Source organism: Aurantimonas sp. C2-5-R2 (assembly GCF_036549495.1).
Taxonomy (GTDB): domain Bacteria; phylum Pseudomonadota; class Alphaproteobacteria; order Rhizobiales; family Rhizobiaceae; genus Aurantimonas; species Aurantimonas coralicida_A.
Genome location: NZ_JAZHLJ010000010.1, coordinates 42514 through 63574, shown reverse-complemented (window position 1 = coordinate 63574; position 21061 = coordinate 42514). Strand labels below are relative to the sequence as shown.

Genomic DNA, 21061 nt, shown 5'->3' with positions numbered 1-21061 from the left:
CGAAGCCGTTCCGTCGGGCGAAAATCTTGCCCCCGGCGGAACGAAACAACGGGGTCCTATGGGGTGGGCGCGTTGTAGTGGACGGTCCCGGTTCCGCCGATGTCGTAGCCGGACATCTCGGAAGCGCGGTCGGCAAATTCGTCGGAGGCCAGAAACCGCAGCAGTCGCTGAAACGGCGGGTCGAAATAGGCGCGACGCCAGACCAGCAAGTCGGTGCGGTCCTCCGCCAGAGGGATGAATCCCAGTCGATATTGCTCGGCCATCGCGGCGAGGCCGAAAGCCGCGTCCGCCTTGCCGTCGAGCACGAGGCGGGCCACGTCGTCCTCGGTTTTCGCCGGCGCTTGCGGACCGGCGAGAGCGGAGATGTCGACGCCGGCTTCCTGCGCCAACATCTCGAACAGGCGCTGGCCGCCGGCGCCCGGCTGGCGGCGGGCGAACCGAAGCGGCTTGAGATCGGCGATTGCGGCGATCTGCTTGGGATTGCCTGACTCGACGATCAGGCCGCATTGGCGCCGCGCGAATTCGATCAGCACCACAGGCGCTTCGCCGAGGATTCGGCGAACCGTGTCGACGTTCCAGCCGTCGCTTTCCCTGATATGGGTCGCGCAGGCTGCCGCATCTCCCCGTCCAAGCCGCGTGATCCCGTCCAGACTTCCATCGAAAAAGGCAGCCAATCCGCTGCCGGACTGGCGCAGCGCCCATTCCAGAAGGGGATCATGGCTGCCGGCCAGGATCAACGGCAATTGGCGGCTGGCCACGACAGGGCCGGAGCGGGACGCCGCTATCCAGGCCGCCACCTCATCTTCCGGGAACAACAACTTTCCGACGACGCGGACGCACGGGACCTCGCCATTCGCGGCGAGGTCGTAGACCTTGCGTTCCTTGATGCGCAGCAGATCGGCGAGTTCGCGGGTCGTCAGATAGGGGGGCGTCGATTCGGCCATCACCGCATTTAGCCGCGTCGGGGCGGTGGCGGCAAACCGCGACGCGAAGGATAGCGCGCCGAGAAAAGCGGGCCTCCCGGAGTTGACGACACCGAGCCGACGTTTACACGGTCCTGACCGCACATCGCCCGGCGGGCAGAAACCTGTTTGGAATTGCTTCGACCATGACGCAGCGCCTGTTCGGCATCACCGGCTGGAAGAACTCCGGCAAGACGACGTTGACCGAGCGTCTCGTCACCGAACTGACCCAGCGCGGATATCGCGTCTCGACGGTCAAGCATGCGCATCATGCCTTCGAGATCGATACGCCGGGCACCGATTCCTTTCGCCATCGTGCGGCCGGCGCGAGCGAGGTGGCGATCGTTTCATCCATGCGCTGGGCATTGATGCACGAATTGCGCGGCGAGAGCGAACCGACGCTCGACGCGATTATCGCCCGGCTCGAACCGTGCGACATCGTGCTCGTGGAAGGGTTCAAGGCCGCGCCGCATCCCAAGATCGAATGCCGCCGGACGGCGTCGAAGGAGCGCACGCCGATGCTCGGCACCATTCCGGCGATTGCCGCCATCGCCGCCGATCACCCGGTGGACGAGGCCGTCGTTCCGGTTTTCGATCTGGATGATGTCGCCGCGATCGCGACGTTCATCGTCAGCCAACAAGGCTTGGCCTGACGGGCCATGATTTGGTGGCCACCCCTGCGTGCCACCGTGACGAGCGCGCGTGTTCCGGCATCCGGCACGGTTGACCGCTCGGCGAGGAACGGCAGCAGCGTCTATAGGGTGCTGGGCGGAAGGGTGACCGTTGTCCGTTCGATTCCTGATAGCGTGAGCACGATTGACCGGGATCAAGGGCGACAACGGGATTCGCCGACAAAGATGATGCCGGTCGCGTGTCCGCAGAATCGAAAGGTCGTCATCCATGAACCTTGCCATGCCTTCCCAGGCGATCCGGGACATTGCCGTCCATGTCGACGGTTCGGACGGCGATGCGGCGAAGACGAGCCATGCCGACATGATCGCGACGATGTTCGACGCTCCCCTCATCGCTCTCCTGATGAATTATCTGCAGGCGGCTCCCATCCCGCCCGGGCCCGGCCGTTCATGGCTCAACGCCGAGCTCCGGAAGCGTGGCGTGGAACAGGGCGATGCCGCGGAAATACGCGCGCGGGAGCGTCTGGCCGGGTTGCGCGCGCCCAGCGAGATCAGACGGATCGACTATGCCTACCAGGAACTCGGGGCATGGATCGGACCGCCGGCGCGCTCTGTCGATCTTGTGGTCGTCGGACGCCCGCATGGCGACGGCGGGCAGTGGCCGGAGATATTCGAGGCCGTGATCTTCGATGCCGGAGCTCCCGCCTATGTCGTTCCGCCGAATGCGGTGAATGCCAGGGAACCGGAGACCATTCTCATCGCCTGGAAGGATGCGACCGAGTGTTCCCATGCCATCAAGGCGGCCCTCCCGTTTCTCCAACGGGCGAAGGGGGTGTATCTGGTTTCGGTCGCGGAGACGTCCTCGGACGAGGAACGGCATCGGGAGTCGGTGGCCGATATGGCCCGGCATCTCGCGCGGCACGGCGTCGCCGTCGAGATACGGCACCTGCCGCAGTCGGACGATCCGGCCGCTGTTCTTTTGAACGAGGCCTCGAGCCTCGGCGCGGAATTGATCGTCGTCGGCGCATACGGGCGTACGCGGCTTCGCCAAATGCTGTTCGGTGGCGTCACCCGCGAACTCCTGGAACGCAGCACGATTGCGTTGCTCATGGCGCACTGACGCCTCCCGCCCAATGGCCGCTCGGCAGAACGATCACCGGTGACGCACGATGCCCGCCCATAGCCAGGACGAAACGATCACCTTCCTGACGTCTGAGGCCTTCGACGACGGCGATGCGTCGACGGTCAAAACGATCGTCACGCATATTTCCACTGTCCTTCTCTCGGGTGAGCGGGCGATCAAGCTGAAACGGCCGGTGCATCTGCCCTATGTCGATTTCTCGACGCCCGAGCGCCGGCTCGCGACCTGCGAGCGGGAACTCGTGCTCAACCGGCGCACCGCACCAAAGCTCTACCGCGCCGTGCGCCGGGTGACGCGCGAGCCGGACGGCAGTCTCGCCATCGACGGCGAAGGGCAGCTCGTCGACGCCTTTGTCGAGATGCGCCGTTTCGACGAGGATTGCCTGCTGGATCGCATGGCGATGGAGGGCACGCTGACGGCGCCTCTGATGGCGCGGCTCGCTCACCGGATCGCGGCATTCCATGCCGGCATCGCGCCCGATCGCAGCGTCAGCGGCTCGGCTCAGGTGGCCCTGGTCCTCGATATCAACGAGCGCGCGCTGGCGACCACCGAGGTGTTTCCCGAAGAGGCGGTCGCCGATTTCAATCGCCGGTTCCGCGAGGGTTTCGCTCGCCTGATGCCGCTCTTCGACGCGCGCGGCGCGGCGGGCAAGGTCCGCCGCTGTCATGGCGATCTGCACTTGCGGAATATCTGCGTCTTCGAGGGCGAGCCGACGCTGTTCGATTGCCTCGAATTCGACGAGGCCATGGCCACCACCGACATCCTCTATGACCTGGCCTTCCTGCTGATGGATCTCTGGCATCGCGGGCTGGAGGAACGCGCGAACCTCGTCCTCAACCGCTATCTGGACGAGAGCGACGAGACGGACGGTCTGCCGCTGCTGGCGTTCTTAATGGCGCTGCGTGCCGCGGTTCGCGCCCATGTCACCGCGACGCGGGCCGCCGATGCCGGGCCCGACGGGTCGACACTGAGAGCCGAGGCGCATGATTATTTCGATCTCGCGCTCGATCTCCTGCGGCCCCGCGCCGGTCGCCTGGTGGCGGTCGGGGGACTGTCGGGCTCCGGAAAATCCACCGTCGCGGCGGCGATCGCGCCGCGGATCGGGCCGCCGCCGGGCGCGCGCATCCTTGCCAGCGACCGAATCCGCAAGCACCTGTTCGGCGTTGCCGCCGAAACCCCGCTGCCGGCCGAGTGCTACCGGCCGCAGGTTTCCGAAACCGTTTACGCGCGGCTGGCCGAACAAGCCGGCGCGATCCTGCCCCTTGGGCACGGCGTCGTCGCCGACGCGGTGTTCGACCGCCCGCCCGACCGGGAGCGGATCGCCGGCATTGGTGAGGGCGGGTCGCTCCCCTTCCTTGGGCTGTGGCTCGAAGCCCGGCCCGAGCGGCTGGTCGAGCGGGTCGCCGCCCGTCGCGGCGACCCCTCCGATGCCACGCCGGAGGTTGTGCGGGATCAGGTGAGCCGGTCGCGTGCGCCGGCCGATTGGACGCATCTGTCGAGCGAGGCCGAGATCAGTGCGGTGGCCGACGCGGCGCGCCGCGTCGTCGAGGGGGCTTCGGACGGTCCGATCCACCGCGTGGCCAGAGATCGGCGCGACGACTGAATCGCACGCTCGCGATCAGTCGCCGTCCCCATCGGCCGCCGCCGCCCTGGTGCGAAGAGCCTGTTTCATCAGCTTGCCGTTGACGTTGCGTGGCAGGGGCTCACTGGTGAAGGTGAAGAAATCCGGCACCTTGTAGTCGGACAGGCGCTCGCCGCAGAAGGTTTTGAGGGCCGCCTCGTTGAGGTCCGGATCTGACCGGTGGACAAAGGCGTGGACCTTTTCGCCGAGCACCGGATCGGGCCGGGGAACGACCGCGGCTTCGGCGACGCCGGGATGGAACGACAGGACGTTCTCGACCTCGGCGCTGTAGACCTTGTAGCCGCCGCGATTGATCATGTCCTTGAGCCGGTCGTGGATATAAAGCAGCCCGTTTCCATCGAAACGCCCGACATCGCCGGATTTCCAGAACCCCGCGTGAAAACTCTCGGCGGTCTTTTCCGGCAAGTTCCAATAGCCCGGCACGACCATCGGCCCGCCGATCCAGACCTCGCCGGATTCCCGTGTCGCGACCTCGTGTCCCGCCGCGTCCATGACGCGGATCTCGGCGCAGGGCGCGGGCGCGCCGACGCTGGCGGGAGCGGCGGCCTGGCCGCCGGGCGGCATGATCGTGGCCGGCGACGTGGTTTCGGTCGATCCATAGGCCTGGATCAGGTCGAGGTTCGGCAAGAGCTTGGCGATGCGTTCGATCGTGGCGACCGGCATTGGGGCGCCGCCGAAGGCGCCGATGCGCCAGGCGCCGAGGTCGTGCCGGGCGAAGTCGGCGCGCAGCAGACACAGATTGTACATCGCCGGGACGAGGATCGTCACTGTCATCCGTTCGTCGGTGGCGAGGGCGAGAAAGGCGTCGGCGTCGAATTTTTCCATCATGACCACCGCTGCCCCGGCGGCGAGCGGTGCATAGACGCTCGCGATGAGCCCGGTGACGTGGCTCGCGGGAACTGCCACCACCGAGCGGTCGGCGGCCGTCAGGGCAAAGCAATGAGCATAATGCAGGCATGAGTGGACGATGTTGAGATGGGTCAGCATCGCGCCTTTGGGCGTTCCGGTGGTGCCGGAAGTGTAGAGGATGACGGCGATATCCTCTTCGCGAAGGTCCGGCGGTGTCGTCACCGGTGCCGCGGCGAGGAGATCTTCGAAGCTGTCGCCCGCCGGCCCGTCGATCACCACGCGCGCCATGGTGTCGGGTAGTAACTCGGCCTTTTCGGCGTCGCAGATGGTCAGGCCGGCGCAGCAATTGTCGAGAATGAACGCGATTTCCCGCGCGCTCGCCCTGACGCTCAACGGGACCGCGATGGCGCCTGCGCGCACAATGCCGGTCAGTGCCACGACGAATTGCCAGCGGTTACGCACCAGGAGGCCGACCCGGTCGCCCTTTGCGATGCCGCGCGGCGCCAGACCGCCAGCCACGCCATCGCTCATCGCGTCAAGCTGGGTGTGAGAGATCCGGACGGTCCCATCCACGACGGCGTCGCCTCGCGGATTGGCGGCGGCGGCAGCGCGAAGCATGGCGTCGGCGTTGGCCGGACGATCCACGAAACAGGTGACGACGCGGTCGCCGAAATGCGCCTCGGCGCGCGTGACAGGCGCGTCTTTCCATAAGCGCCGGGAGGCTGTCATGCGGCCTCGGCCACCACATTGGCGCCGCGCTCGATGCCCCAGACGTGGTCGAGCACGGTGTGCGAATGGGTGAGTTCCGACATGCTCATGACGATCGATAGTTCGTCGCTCTTCAAGGCCGAGATCACGTCGGACAGGCGCTGCGCCAGTGCTGGTGCCACGCCCTCGAATGGCTCGTCGAGCAGAAGGAGGCGGGTGCCGACCGTCAGCGCTCGGCCCAGCGCCACCATCTTCTGCTGTCCGCCGGACAACAGCAGCGCCTTGCGGTCCGACATGCTCGCCAGTTCCGGCATGATCTCGTAGACCACCTTGAGGCGCGCTGCGCCATCGACGGAGGTCACCCAGGTGGGCAGAAGGATATTCTCCTCCACCGTCAAATCCGGGATCAGTCCACGCGTCTCCGGCATGTAGCCGATGCCCAGACCGGCCCTTTTATGCACTTCCAGGCCGGTGATATCGGTGCCGTCGAAATGCAGACGTCCCCGCGTCAACTTGGTGATGCCCATGATGGTGCGCATCACCGTCGTCTTGCCGGCGCCGTTGCGGCCGGCAAGGCCGACCATCTCGCCGGCGCCGACCTCGAGCGAAAAGCCGCGCACGGCCTCGACCGAGCCGATCTTCACATGGGCGTCCTTCAGGCTGAGCATCGGTCTACCTCGCCGTTCCGGTGACGTATTTCTGCACCGCCGGGTCCGAGAGCACCTCGTCGGGTGCGTCGTCGGCGATGATCTCGCCGGCGTAGAAGGCGAGCACCCGGTCGGCGTAGCGGGTCACGATATCCATGTCGTGCTCGACGAAGATCACCGCGGCGTCCTCGCCCGACAGGGCTTTCATTACCCGGTCCATCAGGGGAAACTTTTCTTCGGAACTGACGCCGGAGGTCGGCTCGTCGAGCAAGAGTACCCTGGGGCGGCTCGCCAGCGCCATGGCGATGTCGATCAACTTGCGCACGCCGCCGGGCAATTCGTCGACCGGCTGATCGGCGTAGTCGGACAGGCCGAAGCGGCCCAGCATTTCATGCGCCCGGTCGAGCGACTCCTCCGTATGGGCCGGACGGAAGAAGGACGGGCGGTCCTTTTTGGCGATGTCCATGGCGACCAGAATGTTGTCGACCGGCGTCATGGTTTCGCAAAGCTGCGGGATCTGGAAGGAGCGGCACATGCCGCGCCGGGTGATGTGCCGTGGCGCGAGGCCGGTCACGTCCTGGCCGTCGAGCAGCACCTGCCCGGAATCGGGCTTGAGATAGCCGGTGACCATGTTCACGAAGGTCGTCTTGCCCGCTCCGTTCGCGCCGATGAGCGAAAGCCGCGCCGTCGGGGTGACGGAGATATTGATGTCGTTTGCCGCGACTAGCGCGCCGAAGGATTTCATGAGGCCGCGCGCCTCGAGAACGGCTTCGCTCATTCGGCTGGCTCCTCGTCCGGCGTGGTGTTCCGCGCCCGCCATTTCGATGCGGCCCGCCCGCCCGTAGCGCCGGCCCACAGCGATCCGAAGCCGCGCGGCAGGAACAGGATGACCAGCAGCAGGAACAGGCCGAGCGCCAGCTGCCAGCTGTCGGGGAAATATTGGTTGGCGAAGGACCGCACGAGTTCGGTGACCAGCGCCGCGCCGAACACCGCGACGACGCTGGCATAGCCACCGAGGACGGCAATGAATACGACTTCTCCCGACGTCGTCCAGTAGGCGAAGAACGGGTCGATATGCCCCAGCGCGACGCCGTTGAGCACGCCGCCGAGGCCGGCGAGAACGCCCGCGAGGATGAAATTGCGGGCGGTGAGGGCGAAGACCGAGGCGCCGAGATATTCGACTCTCAGTTCATTCTCCCGCGCCGCCAGCGAGATCAGCCCCGGACCGCTATCGAAATAGATCCGGCAGACCGCGGCGGCGATGGCGGCGACGCCCACCGCCACGGCGTAGAGCGCGAAATCGGCGGACCCGGTGCCCGGCAGAAAGCCGAGGAAAGTGGGCTGCGGCACGTTGAAGCCGTCCGAACCGCCGATCGCCGTGACCTTGGCGAGAACGCCGTACAGCACCATCGACAGGGCCATGGTCAGCATGGCGAAGAAGATGCCGCGATAGCGCGCGATCAGCGGCGAGACGAGGGCGGCGACGAGGCCGCCGGAAAGCCCGCCGACGATCAGCAGGACGAAGACGTCGGTGATCCCGAGCCGGCTGGCCAACATGCCCGACACATAGGCGCCGACGCAGTAATAGAGCCCCTGGCCGAAGGAGACGAGACCGCCGCGCATCAGGGCGACGATGCCGAGCGCGATCAGCCCGAAGGCGATCGCCTTGGTCATGGTGAAGAGCAGCCAGAGCGGCAGCATCCAGCCCAGCGCGATGAAGACGATGGCGCCGAGGACGGCGATGGCGAGGGTTCGCATGGGCGCGCTCATATCTTGCGTGCCTGAACCGGGGTGAACAGGCCTTCGGGCCGGAAGATCAGCACGACGACCATGACCAGATAGATGATGAAAATCTCCGCCTCCGGTATTTCATAGACCGCGAAGGATCGCGCCAGTCCGACGATCAGCGCCCCGATCGCGGCACCGGGAATCGAGCCGAGGCCGCCGATGATGACGACCGCGAAGCTGACGATGATCACGCTGACACTGATGCCCGGCTGCACCGAAATGAGCGGGCTGGTGAAGGCCCCGCCGAGGGCGGCGAGAAAAACGCCGAGGCCGAAAGCGAGAAGATAGATGCGGGTGACGTTGACACCCATCGCCGCGCTCACCTCCGGCTCGTTGATCACCGCGACGGTGATCTTGCCGATCCGGGTGCGGGTGAGGCCAAGCCAGACGCCGACGCCGCAGACGATTGCCAGCCCGATCAGCGCGATGTCGTAGCCGACATAGAACAGGCTGCCGACCTCGACATTGCCGAACAGATTGCGCGGCTCGAAGACGTAATAGGGGTCGACCCCGAAGACCATCTTGGTGATGTCCTCCAGCATCAGGAACACCGCGTAGGTGACCAGCAGGACGAGAACCTCGTCGCGGCCGTAGAAAAACCGTAGCAGCCCGCGCTCGATGAGCGGGGCGACGACGATGGCGACTGCCAGTGCGGCGATGAACATCGCAACGAGGCTGAACCATTCGGGCAGGCCCCAGCCGGCGAACAAGGGCACGGCGACCGCCGCGGCATAGGCGCCGAGGGCGTACAGGCCGCCATGGGCGAAGTTGAGGATGCGCAACACGCCGAAAACGAGCGTCAGCCCGAGCGCGACGATGAACAGCCAGGAAGCGTAGATCAGTCCGTCGAGAATGATGGTGAGAACGATGTCCATCGCGGCGTGGTCCACCCGTCGCAGGATTGCGGTAAACCGGGCCGCCGAGCGGCCCGGTCGTTTTGCCGTGTCAGATCATCATTCGCATGTGGCGCCGGGGAAGCCGGCGTTGATCCATTCGAGACCCTTCATGTCGGCCGGCGGGTTCACGCAGCGCGCGTCGAACCGAATGATGTCGTCGAGGATGATCTCGCCGTTCTCATCCTTCTTCGAACGGCCGAAGCCAATCGGCTGGATCGCCTGGTGGCCGTTGCCGTTGACCATCTCGATCAGGCCGCCCGGGCTTTCCCAACTGAGCCCCTTCATCGCCGCGGCGAGTTCCTCGCTGCTCGGCTTCTTGCCACCGTTTTCAGCCATGGCCTTTTCGACGGCGGTCTTCAGGCCGAGGATCGCCTGGGCCATGCGATAAGGCGCCTGCACCGGCATGACGTTGTAGGTGGACTCGTAGTTGTCCTTCCACCACGTGTTCAGCTCGGATTCTGGCGCCATGAAACCGTAGGCACCACGGGCGCCGACGATCGCCCCCTCGGGCATGTTTTTACCGAGAGGCGGCAGCGAGTGATCGCCCGCGGAAAATGCTACCTGGCTGCGCTGGAACAGGCCGCGCGGCAGTGACTGCAGGATCAGCGCCTGCAAGTCGCCGCCCCAGAGCGACGAATGCACAACGTCGGCCTTGCCCTGCAGCAGGGCCGAAATCTCGGTGCCGTACTGGCCGGCGCCGAAGGCGGGGAAAAGCTCGGCGGTCACGGTCGCGTCGGGATAGATCTGTCCCATCGCGGCCTTGAAGTCGCCCCAGCTGTCCTGACCCCAGGCGTAGTCCTGGTTGATGCCGGAGAACGTCTCGACCTTGATATCCAGTGCTTTCAGGTAGCGGGCCAGCCCGACGTTGTCCTGGGTTGCGTGAGCCGCGGTGCGGAAGACGTATTCGTAGTCATTTTCCTCGAAGACCCGTGGTGTGCCGCAATCATAGAGGATCGTGAACTGCTTGAGTTCCTCGGCCACCGGTGCGACCGCCAAACAGTCGCCGGAGCCGACATAGCCGACCACCACGTCGACATTCTCACGCTGTACGAGGTTGCGGTATTCCTGCACCTGCACCGTGGCTCCGCCGGCTTCGTCGATCACCACCGGCTCGATCGTCAATCCGCCGAAGCCCTTGGTGTCGTAAGGGGCGGGGGCCTCGCCGGCGTTCAGTTTCTCGATCAGCATCTTGCCGCCGTCCCAAGCGGGGACGCCGAAGCTCTGAGCGGCCTGGCCGGACAGGAAGGTGACCACGCCGATCTTGAACGTTTCCTGCGCCGCGGCTGCGCCGATCAAGGCGAAGGCGGCCGTGGTGGCCATCAGCGCGGCGGCGATGCCGGCGTGTGAAGATTTCTGTTTCATTGACGTTTCCTCCTCTTTGGAGGTCCGTTTCGCGCAGACCGCGGCGGACCTTGTTTATCGGTTTGCGGTGGGTGTTCAGGGCCGCCGGTCTCCCATACCGGTCGGCCAGCTCTGTCGTTAACGGCGGGCGCCTCCCTTTTGCGTCGCGGACAGATGCACCGGCTCGTCCGGATCGCAGCCCGCAAGGACGTAGCCACGCCGGAAGTCGTTGATGTGCCGGCGCATCCAATCCGCCGCCAGGGTCGCGTCGCGTTTCTTAAAGGCTGCAATGATGTGTTCGTGCGCCTCGATCAGCCGCGCGCCGGCCTGGCTCAGGCGTGGCAGCATCCGTTCATTTGCCGGAAACAGCAGCATCGCCGCGGGTTCACGCGCCAATTGCCAGGTGGCATTGCCGGTTGCTTCGGCGATCAGCGCATGGAATTCGAGATCCAGCGTGGTCAGGATGCTTCCCTCGGCCACGGCCACGCGGGTGCGGGCGAGGTTGTCCTCCAGCGCTTCGATCTGCTCGGGTTGGATCGCGAGCGCCGCCTGCGCCGCCGCCGCCGGCTCCAGCGCCAGCAGCAACTGCCAGAGTTCGTCGAAACTGACGCGCTGCAGCGCCAGAGCGCGGCTGGCGCGGGTGCTTAGATCCTCGGCGCGTGGTGCCGAGGCATAAAGGCGCCGGCCGGTGCGGCGCTGCACCAGGCCGCTCTCTTCGAGCAGCCGCAAGCCTTCCCGCGTGGTAGAGCGATGGACGCCGAGGCGCGCCGCCAGTTCGGTCTCGGTCGGCAGCCGATCGCCGAGCGCGAGACGGCCGTCGAGAATCTCCCGCTCGATCGTCTCGAACACCAGCCGATAGGCCGGCGCGGACTCGATCGCCGCAAAATGCGTCGCGGTGTCCTGGGTCTGCTGGGGCGCGGCAACACTCGATACCGCCCCCGGCGTTCGATCCGCCATTGGCAACACACGTCCCGACAAAGGCCGGGCCTCCTCCCATGAGTGCCGCGGCTCTTCCGGCCGTCGACGTTTCTCATTGTCCGACAATCAGACTAAGCGGAGGATCAGGGAAGCGTCAACCGAGGAATGTGGTTCGCGACGCTCCGTCGGCCTTATCCGCAGCGAACCTTGACGATCCGGTTCTCCGCGTCGGTTTCGAGGTTCAGCCGGGTCTCGACAAATTCCTGGGTAATCGGCTGGTTGGGATAAAGCACGCGCACGTCCTCGACGCCGGAGGCCGCCTTTGCGGCCTCGGTGGCTTCGACATTGGCGATTCGGCCGAGGACGCCGCGGGCTGCGTTGGCGTTGCAGGCTTCCAGCTCAGGCGCGGGCATGCTCGGCCCACCGACCGGCATGGGCAAGCTTTGCGGCGGCGGTACGGGCTCGGCGCGGTTGCTCGCGGTGCAGCCGGCCGTGATGATCGCCACACCCGAAAGGATAGCCAGTGAAAGGGTTCGTTGCATGCCGCTTCCTTCATGATCCGCCGTGATGCAGGCATTCGACCCTAGCGGAATCACCGCCGGGATTGAGGTGCATCCTCGTTGTCCGGGCGCAGATTAGCGCACCGTCCGCAAAAGACGAAAGCCAGCCACGAATCCGTGAGAATCGGCGGTCCTTTTCCCGGCGGGAGCGGCGCCTATGTCATAGCCCCAACACCAATTCCTGCCCCCCGACGCCGTGCCTTGGAGCCATTGCCATGAAATCCGTTCTCGCCGTCACCGCCGCCCTTGCCGGACTCGTCGCGATACCCTCCGCCGGTCAGGCTCAAGAAGGTTGCGGCACCATCCAGATCGCTTCGATGAACTGGGCCTCGGCCGAGGTGATGGCCGCGATCGACCAGTTCATCCTCGAGAACGGTTTCGGCTGCGACGCGCAACTCGTGCCCGGCGACACGATGCCGACCTTCACGTCGATGACCGAAAAGGGCGAGCCGGACGTCGCCCCGGAGATCTACGTCAAGCAGTTCAAGGAGCAGATCGAGACGGCACTGAAGGAAGGCCGGATCGCCTATGGCGCCAAGGTGCTCAAGGATGGGTCGGAAGAGGGATTCTGGATTCCGCAATATCTCGCCGACGCGAATCCGGACATCGTCACGGTCTCGGACGCGTTGAAGCGTCCCGAGCTGTTCCCGTCGCCGCAATCGTCGGACAAGGGCGCGTTCTATGACTGTCCGGCGGGCTGGGGCTGCCAGATCGTCCTCCACAACTTCTTCAAGGCCTATGATGCCGAGGAAAAGGGGTTTGAACTCGTGCCGACCGGATCGGCCGCCGGTCTCGACGGCTCCATCGCCAACGCCTTCGAGGCCAGGCAGGGCTGGCTGGGCTATTATTGGTCCCCCACCGCGATCATCGCGCGGTATCCGATGAAGAAGCTTGAGTGGGACGTTCCTTACGACGACGCCGAGTGGTTGAACTGCACGACCCAGGCGGATTGCGAGGACCCCAAGCTGAACGCCTGGACGGAAGCCGAGGTCTACACGCTGATGACGCCGAAGCTTGCCGAGGATTCGCCGGAAGCCGCCGCCTATCTCGAGCAGCGCGCCTGGGGCAATGAGACCGTCAACAAGATGTTGGCCTGGAAGGACGAGAACCAGGCAACGGGAAAGGACACCGCGCTCTACTTCCTCGACACCGAGGCGGAGGTCTGGACCAAGTGGGTCTCGCCGGAGGTCGCCGAGAAGGTCAAGGAAGCGCTCTAACTTCTCGCGCGTTATCGATACGCCGGGGCTGCCGTAAGCGACATTCGTCAGATGATCGTGGAAAGCCCGGCGGCAATGGCCCAAAACGCGGCGCCAACCATCGCCAGCAGCGACAGGCCTGTGCCCGCCGAGCGTTGCCAGCCGGGCGCATCCGCGGCGGTAAAATGCAGCGCGTGCAGGAAACGGCCGGCGGTCAGAAGCAGGCCGAACCCGTGGATCGCCCAGGCCGGCCCGCCGAGAAGGGCCACGGCAAGCAGCGTGATCAGCGTCACCGGGATGAATTCCATGGCGTTCGCGTGGCCGCGCATGATCCGGATCATGCGCGGATTGCCGCCGTCGCCCATTAACACCTTCTCGCTCTGGCGCACGCGCCCGGTCTGGAACGCCAGCCAGACGAGAATCAGCGTGTTGAGGCCCGCGTAGATCGCGAGAGCCCCGATCGCGTCGGTGGTCGCTTCCAACATGGTGTTCATCCCGTACCGGTGGCGCGTTCGCGGCCTGATCCGTCGGGTTTAAGGCGGTGCCGCTGGGATGTCGATCCGGGTCGTAACGCCAGGTTGTCCCCATCTATTACCCACCGGCAGACCCGTCCCGTCATGGAGGGAGGCGCGTTCATTGCATCTTTCAGCTAGTCTTCGTTTTGTCGGCAGGACTTCGGCTGATGTCATGCGTGTGCGAACCAAAGGGGCGAAACTATGATGCCACTGCTGCTGGGACTGATCGTTTTCCTCGGGGTTCACTCGCTGCAGATCTTCGCTGACGATGGGCGGGGCCGGCTGATCGCTCGCCTGGGCGAGAGCCAGTTCAAAATGACATATTCAGCGCTGTCCCTCGTCGGGCTGCTGCTGATCATCTTCGGCTACAGTGAGGCGAGGGCGGGCGCCAGTTTGCTCTGGTCGCCGCCAACCGGCCTTCGCCATCTGGCATTCCTTCTCGTGCCGGTGGCGTTCATCCTTGTCGCCAGCGCCTACTCCCCGGCCGGTCACATCAAGGCCATGGTTCGTCATCCGATGGTGCTCGGCGTTGCGGTCTGGGCCTTGGCCCATCTCCTGGTCAACGGCACCGACGCCGACCTCGTGCTGTTTGGCGGCTTCTTGGCCTGGGCGCTCGTCGACTACGCCAGCGCGCTTCGCCGAACCACGACGGGCGCCGCGCAAGCGGCCGCCGTCAAAAGCCTTCGGGGCGACATTATCGCGGTGGTCATCGGCCTTATCCTGTCCGCGGCCTTTTTGTTCGGACTGCATGGCTGGCTCATCGGCGTGCCGCTGCTTGGATAGGATCGGCAAGAGCTTGCCCTTTCACAGACGCGAAAAATCGTTAGAAGACGCCATGTCCGTTGTGTGCGTCAGCTGCGACGGATGGTGTGCCGCGATGATTTTTCGAAGAGTGGGTGAATGAGCGACGACAGTTTCTTCCGCGAGGTCAGCGACGAGCTTCGCCAGGACAAGGTCAAGGCCGTCTGGACGAAGTTCGGTACGTGGATCTTCGCCGCCGTCGTTCTCGCTGTCGCCATTACGGCCGGTGTCGTCGGCTGGGATCGTTACCGGACCGCGCAGGCCAATGCCTCCGGAGACTCATATCTCGCCGCGCTGGATCTGGCCCGGGATGGCAAACGGGACGAAGCCGTGGTGGCCCTCGAAGCGATCGCGGCGGACGGCTACGGAGCCTATCCCGACCTTGCCCGGATGAGCATCGGCGGCGTCCTGCATGAACAGGACAAACCCGATGAAGCCGTCGCCGCCTTCGACGGCGTTGCGAACGATTCGGGCGTGCCGCAGCCGATCCGCGATATGGCCGCCGTCCGGGCGGCCTACATTCTTGTCGACAGCGGTACGCTCGACGACGTCCGCAGCCGTGTCGAACGTCTGACCGGCGACAGCGAAGCGCTGCGCTTTCCGGCGCGCGAGGCGATCGCCTTGGCGGCATGGAAGGCGGGGGATCGGGAAACCGCACGCCAGCTCTTCCAGCAACTCCTCGACGATGCGGGGGCGCCGAGCGGCATTTCCGGGCGAGCGCGCATGATGCTCGAAGTGATCGCCGCCAGCGACCCGATGGCGGCCGCTGCAGCACCGGCCGAGCCCGCGGACATCGTAGCTCCGACTGGAGAGGCTGCTGACGCAGCGCCGGCAAGACAACCGGCCACCGATTCCGGTGTGACAGACAGCAGCACAAGCCAGCCGGCATCCGCCGACAGGACGTCCGCCGATGCGCCCGAACCGGCGAGCGCCGCCGCGCCGGTGGACGAGACGAGTTCGCAGGCCGCGCCGTCCTCGACGCGCTCCCAGGCGGTGAGCGAACCGGCGCCAGCAGCCGGCGCGAACTGATCCCAATTGGCGTCCGGCGAACCGCCGGGCGCCCCATCGCTCCGGAGGAGCGCGGAGACCGTCATGGTCACCATCGCCATNCGCCAGCAGCCGGCGCGAACTGATCCCAATTGGCGTCCGGCGAACCGCCGGGCGCCCCATCGCTCCGGAGGAGCGCGGAGACCGTCATGGTCACCATCGCCATCATCGGCCGGCCGAATGTCGGCAAGTCGACCCTGTTCAACCGCCTCGTCGGCAAGCGGCTGGCGCTCGTCGACGACCGGCCGGGCGTCACCCGCGACAGGCGCTCGGGTGACGCGTCGCTGATGGATCTCGAGTTCGAGATCGTCGACACGGCGGGTCTGGAGGAAGCCGGGGCGGAGACACTGGAGGGGCGGATGCGCGCCCAGACGGAGGCGGCGATCAAGGCGGCGGACCTGTCCCTGTTCATGATCGACGCCAAAACCGGTCTCAATCCGCAAGATCTCGCCTTCGCCGATCTGATGCGGCGGACCGCCGCAAAGGTCGTGCTGGTGGCCAACAAGGCCGAGGCGAAGGGCGCCGAGTCGGGCCTTATCGACGCCTATTCGCTCGGGCTCGGCGAGCCGATCGGCATTTCGGCCGAGCACGGCGTCGGAATGGCGGAGCTTCGCGACGCCATTGTCGAGGCATTGGGCGACGCGGTCCTGGACTATGCGGACGAGGACAGCGACGATAGCGGAGACGCGCAGAGCGAGGCGGCCTTTACGGATGAAACGGAAGAGCCGGCCTACGATGCGACCAAGCCGCTGCGAATTGCCATCGTCGGCCGGCCGAATGCCGGCAAGTCGACGCTGATCAACCGCTTCATCGGCGAGGATCGTATGCTGACCGGCCCCGAGGCCGGCATCACGCGCGATTCCATCTCGGTCGAGTGGGAATGGCGCGGGCGCAAGATCAAGCTGTTCGATACGGCCGGCCTTCGGCGCAAGGCGCGCATCCAGGAAAAACTCGAAAAGCTCTCCGTCGCCGATGCGCTCCGTGCGATCAAATTTGCCGAAGTCGTGGTCGTGGTGCTCGACGTCACTATCCCCTTCGAGCGTCAGGACCTTTCGATCGTCGACCTCGTCGTGCGCGAGGGCCGGGCGCCGGTTATCGCCTTCAACAAATGGGACCTCGTGGAGGATCGGCAGGCCGTGCTCGCCGATTTGCGCGAGAAGACCGGTCGTCTCTTGCCCCAGGCGCGCGGCATACAGGCCGTGACGGTGTCGGGCGAAACCGGCGAAGGAATCGACCGGCTGATGCGCGGGATCGCCGAAGCACATGAAATCTGGAACCGCCGCGTCTCGACCGCGAAATTGAATCAGTGGCTCGATCGGATGGTCGGTCACCATCCCCCTCCGGCGGTGGCGGGCCGGCGGGTGACGATCAAATACATGACCCAGGTCAAATCGCGCCCGCCGACCTTCATGTTGTCCACAACTCGTCCCGAAGCGCTCGGGGCGTCGTATACGCGCTATCTTATCAATGGGTTACGGGACAGTTTCGGGCTTCTCGGCGTGCCGATCCGTCTCGGATTGCGCAAACCGGACAATCCTTACGCCGCAAAAGCGAAGCGGCGGTCATGAAATCACCATCATCTGTTAACCAAGAAACAAGGTTAATGGGGGAAATTCGGTGGAAGTCCATCGAATGAAGACTGTTTTGGGGACGTAATGACGGCTGTTGATTTGGTAGCAGGGGGACGCATGCAACGCCGTTCGTCGAAACGCGCCGCACGCGCTATCGTCGTCGCGGCCGGCAGCTTCGCGACTCTCACCGCGTTTACCGGTCAACTCGCCTATCAGGATATGACAAGCCTGCTCGGCGGTTCCAGAGAAGCAAACCGCTGGCAGTCGTATTTTGTTCCATCGCCGGCGGGCTCGGTGGAAACCGCCAAGATCGCATTCGCCGATTCCGGCAAGAACAGCCGCCTGCCGGCCGGTAGCGGCGTAAAGGCCGGCAATGGCGACCTCTTCACCATCGACACGGTTCAGCAGGCGCTCGACACGCCCGACGAGAACCGGGTGGCGCGAGCAGAGAAGGGGCGCCGGGTCATTTCTCTCATGCCTGCCGCCCAACTGCCGCCGCGCGGCTTCTCCGCCGGCTCGATCCTGGAGCGGCAGTCGCTGCTCGGATCGCGGGTCACCGGCGGCCAAGAGCGCATTCGGAGCGCCTTCTCCAAGGTGACGCAGTCCACCAAGGACGCGATGACCGTCGCCATGAATTTCCAGCTCAAGGGTCCGCCGACGATCAAGCCGGGCAAGGAGAGGGCGACCAACGACATGTTAATGCTGGCTTCCCTGAAGCCTTCGGACGCCGCGACCGCCGCGCTCGGCTATGCACCTTCGGGACCGCAGTCGGGCCGCGCTTCCTCGCTGTTCGAGAAAATCCTGAAGGATACGCCGCAGGCGTTCATTCCGCCGATCGGCGAGAATGATCATGCCTGGGCCGCGACGCCCCTGCCGGCGACCGCCTATTCCGAGAAGGAGCAGAAGTGTCTTGCCAATGGCCTGTATTTCGAGGCGCGAGGCGAGTCGACGCTGGGGCAGGCGGCAGTGGGGCAGGTTATCCTGAACCGCGTTCGCAACCCGGCATTCCCGAACACGATCTGCGGCGTCGTCTACCAGAACAAGAGCTGGCGCAATCGCTGCCAGTTCTCCTTCGCCTGCGATGGCGCGCGTGATCGCATCGCCGACAGCGGCGCTTGGGCGCGCGTGTCGCGCGTCGCCGAACAGGTGACCAAGGGCGAACTCTGGATCAACGCGGTCGGCTCGGCGACCCATTATCACGCCAATTACGTTCGGCCGCGCTGGGCGCGCGCCATGGAAAAGGTCGATAAGATCGGCAAGCACATCTTCTACCGTACCTTCAACGGCGGCTGGTAAGTAGCACGCGCCATCGCGAATCCCCCGGCTTTGGCCGAATTTCGAGCGCTCATTCCCGCGTGAAATATTTCCGCATTCGGCTGTATCGGTCGGATCGCGCGACCCGGTCATTTTGCCGCCGCCGAAAAATGCGCTAGAGCCCAAAGCTCCTCATTTGCAACGGTCGGACACATGGCTCAGAAAACCAAGCACCTGCTCCATATCCTGGCCGCCCAGCCGGTCATCCCCGTCGTTGCGGTGGACAGCGCCGCGGAAGGCGTCGAACTGGCGCGCGCCTTGGCCGCCGGCGGCCTGAAGGCCATCGAGGTCACGCTGCGTACGCCGGCCGCCCTCGACGCGATTCGGGCGATCAGCAGCGAAGTGCCGGAGACGGCCTGCGGCGCTGGCACCATTCTCGAGCCGAAGCAATTCGACCGCGCGGCGAAGGCCGGCGCGAAGTTCATCGTATCGCCCGGCGCGACGGTGGAACTTCTCGACGCCGCGAGATCTTCGGACGTTCCGTTGTTGCCGGGATCGGCAACGGCCAGCGAATTGATGGCGATGCTGGAAGAGGGCTACGAGGTGCTGAAATTCTTCCCGGCCGAACAGATCGGCGGTGCCGCCTTCCTCCGCTCGATCGCTCCGGTATTTCCCGCCTTGCGTTTCTGCCCCACCGGCGGCGTCTCCATGAGCAATGTACGCGACTATCTCTCGCTGCCGAACGTCATCTGCGTCGGGGGGTCATGGGTGGCGCCGAAGGCCGCGGTTGCGGCCGGCGACTGGGCGGAGATCACCCGCCTCGCGCGGGAGGCCGTGGCGCTTCGCGGCGGCGGCTGAGCCGCGGTCCCTCGCGCCGTGCCCCGATCCGGGGGCACGCTCTTCGCGGCACGGTTCAGACCCTTGTCGGGGCGAAGCCGGTCACGGCGCACAAGCATCTTGACGCGGCAACGGCTCCCGGTCATGGTCCCGGCCGGAGCGCGGGCGTAGTTCAGCGGTAGAACGCAAGCTTCCCAAGCTTGATGTCGTGGGTTCGATCCCCATCGCCCGCTCCAGCCTCCGGACTCTCGCAGGTGCTGCTAGGTCGTCTCGCCGAAGGGCGGACCGCCGAGCGGGACGTGGTCGTCGGACAGATCATCCGCACCGAGCCCAAGCGCCTCCTGGGCGATCTTCGCATGGAGCTGCCCCACCGTCGCGAGAGCATGGCCGCACGCGCTGCACGCGATCTTTTCATGATCGGGCGTGCTCTCGTCGAGATTGATCCGATTCTCGGCTCCGCACTTGTCGCAGCGCATCGTCATCGCGTTCTTCATTTCGTTCACCTTTGCTATGGCCCTCGATGTCGCCTCGGCCTGCCATCCGTGCCGAACCATCTAGCGGCCTCTGCCCGATCACCAAGGGTGAGAGCGGCACCGTCAAACCTGGACGAGTAGCGCAGTTGCGTACATCGCCACCGCGCCGACGCCGATGCCGGACAGCGCGGTGGCCGACAGCCAAGGCTGCCCCTCGGCGCGCGCCTGCCGGATCAAAAGGGCGCCGACCTCGACGATGACTTGAAGGATCGCGCCAGCTCCCACGGCGAAGGCCAGGGCCGCCCAATGCGGGGAGAAGGCGTAGCTGCCGATCCATATTCCGGCGACGGCAGGTAAGCCAGCCAACGCCGCCAGGGCGACGAAGACCCACAGGCTCGGCCGTTTTTTCGTCATTGGCGCAACGATGCCGATGCCCTCGGTCAGATTATGCAGGGTGAAGCCGAGCACCAGGAACGAACCGAGCGCCGCCGCGCCCGTCGCGAAGGCGGAGCCGATCGCCAATCCCTCGCCGAAATTGTGCAAACCGATCCCCAGCGCGATCGCGGTGGCGAGGCGAACGCCCTCCAGTGTGCCGCCCTTCCGCCTGCCGACGATCATCAGCACCGCGAATGTCAGCGCGGCGACCAGCCAGACCAGAACGCCCGCGTGGAAGCCCGGCGCGGCTTCGCCCGCCAGTTCCAGCGCTTCCTCCAGTGTATCGATCAGCAGAAACGCCAGCAGTCCGATCGTCAGCGCCAAGGCGAACTGAAACGTCCGCCTGCCGCCGGAGCGAAGCGCGGGGTAGAACAGCATGCCCAGCGCGACGGGAACCACTCCGACGAACAATCCGATGAGGCCGAAGGCACCCAGCATGCCCGCCGTGGCGACGGGGGTGGCGATCGCGACATCGATGGTGTGATCGAAGGTGACGCCGGTCGACGTCAGCAGGGTCACATGGTGAGTTTCACCTTGCACCCAGGCGTAGGGAATGCGGAGCCACGCGTCGCTCATACGCTCCAATGCCCCGGCGGGCTCCTGGGTGAAGGTCCAATAGGCGCCGTCGACCTGTAATTGGGCGATGGTCATCGGTTCGGACCCGCCAGCGCGGACGTGTAGCGCGATGCCATCGCTGTCGAGGACGGTCCGCTCGACCGTCAGCTCTTCGGTGGGCGGTGTCCCTCCGTTCAAATAGCGAAAGGGATCGCTGGCCAGAAAAGCCGCCGCGACCGCGAGGATCAACACGAGGGGCAGGGCAATACGAAGAATGGTTCGGGTCATCGCGA

21 protein-coding genes and 1 tRNA gene are annotated in these 21061 nt (G+C 65.5%); 10 read left to right on the top strand and 12 right to left on the bottom strand.

Annotation, left to right across the window (positions count from 1 at the left end; genetic code table 11):
* Positions 1 to 56 precede the first annotated feature (56 nt).
* Positions 57 to 944: a helix-turn-helix transcriptional regulator gene (locus tag VQ044_RS07135; RefSeq protein ID WP_327646600.1), complete on the bottom strand. Its 888-nt coding sequence runs from the start codon at positions 942 to 944 to the stop codon at positions 57 to 59.
* A gap of 164 nt (positions 945 to 1108) precedes the next feature.
* On the opposite strand from VQ044_RS07135, the gene mobB reads away from it, so the two are divergent.
* The 3 genes from mobB to VQ044_RS07120 all read left to right on the top strand — a co-directional run bounded on the left by mobB (position 1109) and on the right by VQ044_RS07120 (position 4338).
* Positions 1109 to 1615 (top strand): molybdopterin-guanine dinucleotide biosynthesis protein B, encoded by a 507-nt coding sequence (gene mobB / locus VQ044_RS07130; protein ID WP_327623414.1) that lies wholly within the window; start codon positions 1109 to 1111, stop codon positions 1613 to 1615.
* A 247-nt stretch (positions 1616 to 1862) separates the two neighbouring features.
* Complete coding sequence (locus VQ044_RS07125) at positions 1863 to 2714, top strand: universal stress protein (RefSeq protein WP_327623413.1); 852 nt, start codon at positions 1863 to 1865, stop codon at positions 2712 to 2714.
* A gap of 49 nt (positions 2715 to 2763) precedes the next feature.
* Positions 2764 to 4338, top strand: coding sequence for a bifunctional aminoglycoside phosphotransferase/ATP-binding protein (locus VQ044_RS07120; RefSeq protein WP_327650840.1), 1575 nt, complete (start codon positions 2764 to 2766; stop codon positions 4336 to 4338).
* A gap of 15 nt (positions 4339 to 4353) precedes the next feature.
* Here VQ044_RS07120 and VQ044_RS07115 read toward each other — a convergent pair whose 3' ends face one another.
* The 8 genes from VQ044_RS07115 to VQ044_RS07080 form a co-directional block, all read right to left on the bottom strand.
* Complete coding sequence (locus VQ044_RS07115; RefSeq protein ID WP_327646598.1) at positions 4354 to 5955, bottom strand: class I adenylate-forming enzyme family protein; 1602 nt, start codon at positions 5953 to 5955, stop codon at positions 4354 to 4356.
* Positions 5952 to 6602 (bottom strand): ABC transporter ATP-binding protein, encoded by a 651-nt coding sequence (locus tag VQ044_RS07110; protein ID WP_327646597.1) that lies wholly within the window; start codon positions 6600 to 6602, stop codon positions 5952 to 5954. The genes VQ044_RS07115 and VQ044_RS07110 overlap by 4 nt, the downstream gene beginning before the upstream one ends.
* A gap of 4 nt (positions 6603 to 6606) precedes the next feature.
* Positions 6607 to 7359 carry an ABC transporter ATP-binding protein gene (locus VQ044_RS07105; RefSeq protein WP_327623409.1) on the bottom strand — a complete coding sequence of 251 codons (753 nt, stop codon included), beginning with the start codon at positions 7357 to 7359 and terminating at the stop codon, positions 6607 to 6609.
* The gene (locus VQ044_RS07100; protein WP_327646596.1) at positions 7356 to 8351 is read right to left on the bottom strand and encodes a branched-chain amino acid ABC transporter permease; all 996 of its coding nucleotides are present in this window, start codon (positions 8349 to 8351) and stop codon (positions 7356 to 7358) included. Before VQ044_RS07100 ends, VQ044_RS07105 begins: the two co-directional genes overlap by 4 nt.
* A complete protein-coding gene (locus tag VQ044_RS07095; protein WP_327623407.1) occupies positions 8348 to 9244 on the bottom strand; it encodes a branched-chain amino acid ABC transporter permease in 897 nt (298 codons plus the stop codon). The genes VQ044_RS07100 and VQ044_RS07095 overlap by 4 nt, the downstream gene beginning before the upstream one ends.
* A gap of 78 nt (positions 9245 to 9322) precedes the next feature.
* The gene (locus VQ044_RS07090; RefSeq protein ID WP_327646595.1) at positions 9323 to 10627 is read right to left on the bottom strand and encodes an ABC transporter substrate-binding protein; all 1305 of its coding nucleotides are present in this window, start codon (positions 10625 to 10627) and stop codon (positions 9323 to 9325) included.
* A gap of 117 nt (positions 10628 to 10744) precedes the next feature.
* On the bottom strand, positions 10745 to 11563 hold the full coding sequence (locus tag VQ044_RS07085; RefSeq protein WP_327623405.1) for a FadR/GntR family transcriptional regulator: 819 nt from the start codon (positions 11561 to 11563) through the stop codon (positions 10745 to 10747).
* 152 nt (positions 11564 to 11715) lie between these two features.
* Positions 11716 to 12066 (bottom strand): I78 family peptidase inhibitor, encoded by a 351-nt coding sequence (locus VQ044_RS07080; RefSeq protein ID WP_327623404.1) that lies wholly within the window; start codon positions 12064 to 12066, stop codon positions 11716 to 11718.
* 233 nt (positions 12067 to 12299) lie between these two features.
* On the opposite strand from VQ044_RS07080, the gene VQ044_RS07075 reads away from it, so the two are divergent.
* On the top strand, positions 12300 to 13301 hold the full coding sequence (locus VQ044_RS07075) for a glycine betaine ABC transporter substrate-binding protein (RefSeq protein WP_327646594.1): 1002 nt from the start codon (positions 12300 to 12302) through the stop codon (positions 13299 to 13301).
* 47 nt (positions 13302 to 13348) lie between these two features.
* On the opposite strand, the gene VQ044_RS07070 is transcribed toward VQ044_RS07075, so the two are convergent.
* Positions 13349 to 13765, bottom strand: coding sequence for an MAPEG family protein (locus VQ044_RS07070; protein ID WP_327646593.1), 417 nt, complete (start codon positions 13763 to 13765; stop codon positions 13349 to 13351).
* Positions 13766 to 13996: 231 nt separating this feature from the next.
* On the opposite strand from VQ044_RS07070, the gene VQ044_RS07065 reads away from it, so the two are divergent.
* From VQ044_RS07065 to VQ044_RS07040, 6 genes are all read left to right on the top strand, one after another.
* Entirely contained in the window at positions 13997 to 14578 is a 582-nt protein-coding gene (locus VQ044_RS07065; protein ID WP_327650839.1) for an NnrU family protein, read from the top strand.
* Positions 14579 to 14695: 117 nt separating this feature from the next.
* Positions 14696 to 15625 carry a tetratricopeptide repeat protein gene (locus VQ044_RS07060; RefSeq protein WP_327646591.1) on the top strand — a complete coding sequence of 310 codons (930 nt, stop codon included), beginning with the start codon at positions 14696 to 14698 and terminating at the stop codon, positions 15623 to 15625.
* Between the two features lie 167 nt (positions 15626 to 15792).
* Positions 15793 to 17211 (top strand): ribosome biogenesis GTPase Der, encoded by a 1419-nt coding sequence (gene der, locus VQ044_RS07055; RefSeq protein ID WP_327646590.1) that lies wholly within the window; start codon positions 15793 to 15795, stop codon positions 17209 to 17211.
* 120 nt (positions 17212 to 17331) lie between these two features.
* On the top strand, positions 17332 to 18510 hold the full coding sequence (locus VQ044_RS07050; protein WP_327623399.1) for a cell wall hydrolase: 1179 nt from the start codon (positions 17332 to 17334) through the stop codon (positions 18508 to 18510).
* A 171-nt stretch (positions 18511 to 18681) separates the two neighbouring features.
* Positions 18682 to 19326, top strand: coding sequence for a 2-dehydro-3-deoxy-phosphogluconate aldolase (locus VQ044_RS07045; RefSeq protein WP_327646589.1), 645 nt, complete (start codon positions 18682 to 18684; stop codon positions 19324 to 19326).
* Positions 19327 to 19466: 140 nt separating this feature from the next.
* A tRNA-Gly gene (locus tag VQ044_RS07040) sits at positions 19467 to 19541 on the top strand.
* 24 nt (positions 19542 to 19565) lie between these two features.
* Here VQ044_RS07040 and VQ044_RS07035 read toward each other — a convergent pair.
* Positions 19566 to 19799 carry an MJ0042-type zinc finger domain-containing protein gene (locus VQ044_RS07035; RefSeq protein WP_327623397.1) on the bottom strand — a complete coding sequence of 78 codons (234 nt, stop codon included), beginning with the start codon at positions 19797 to 19799 and terminating at the stop codon, positions 19566 to 19568.
* A 102-nt stretch (positions 19800 to 19901) separates the two neighbouring features.
* Positions 19902 to 21056, bottom strand: coding sequence for a ZIP family metal transporter (locus VQ044_RS07030; protein WP_327623396.1), 1155 nt, complete (start codon positions 21054 to 21056; stop codon positions 19902 to 19904).
* Positions 21057 to 21061: the final 5 nt, after the last annotated feature.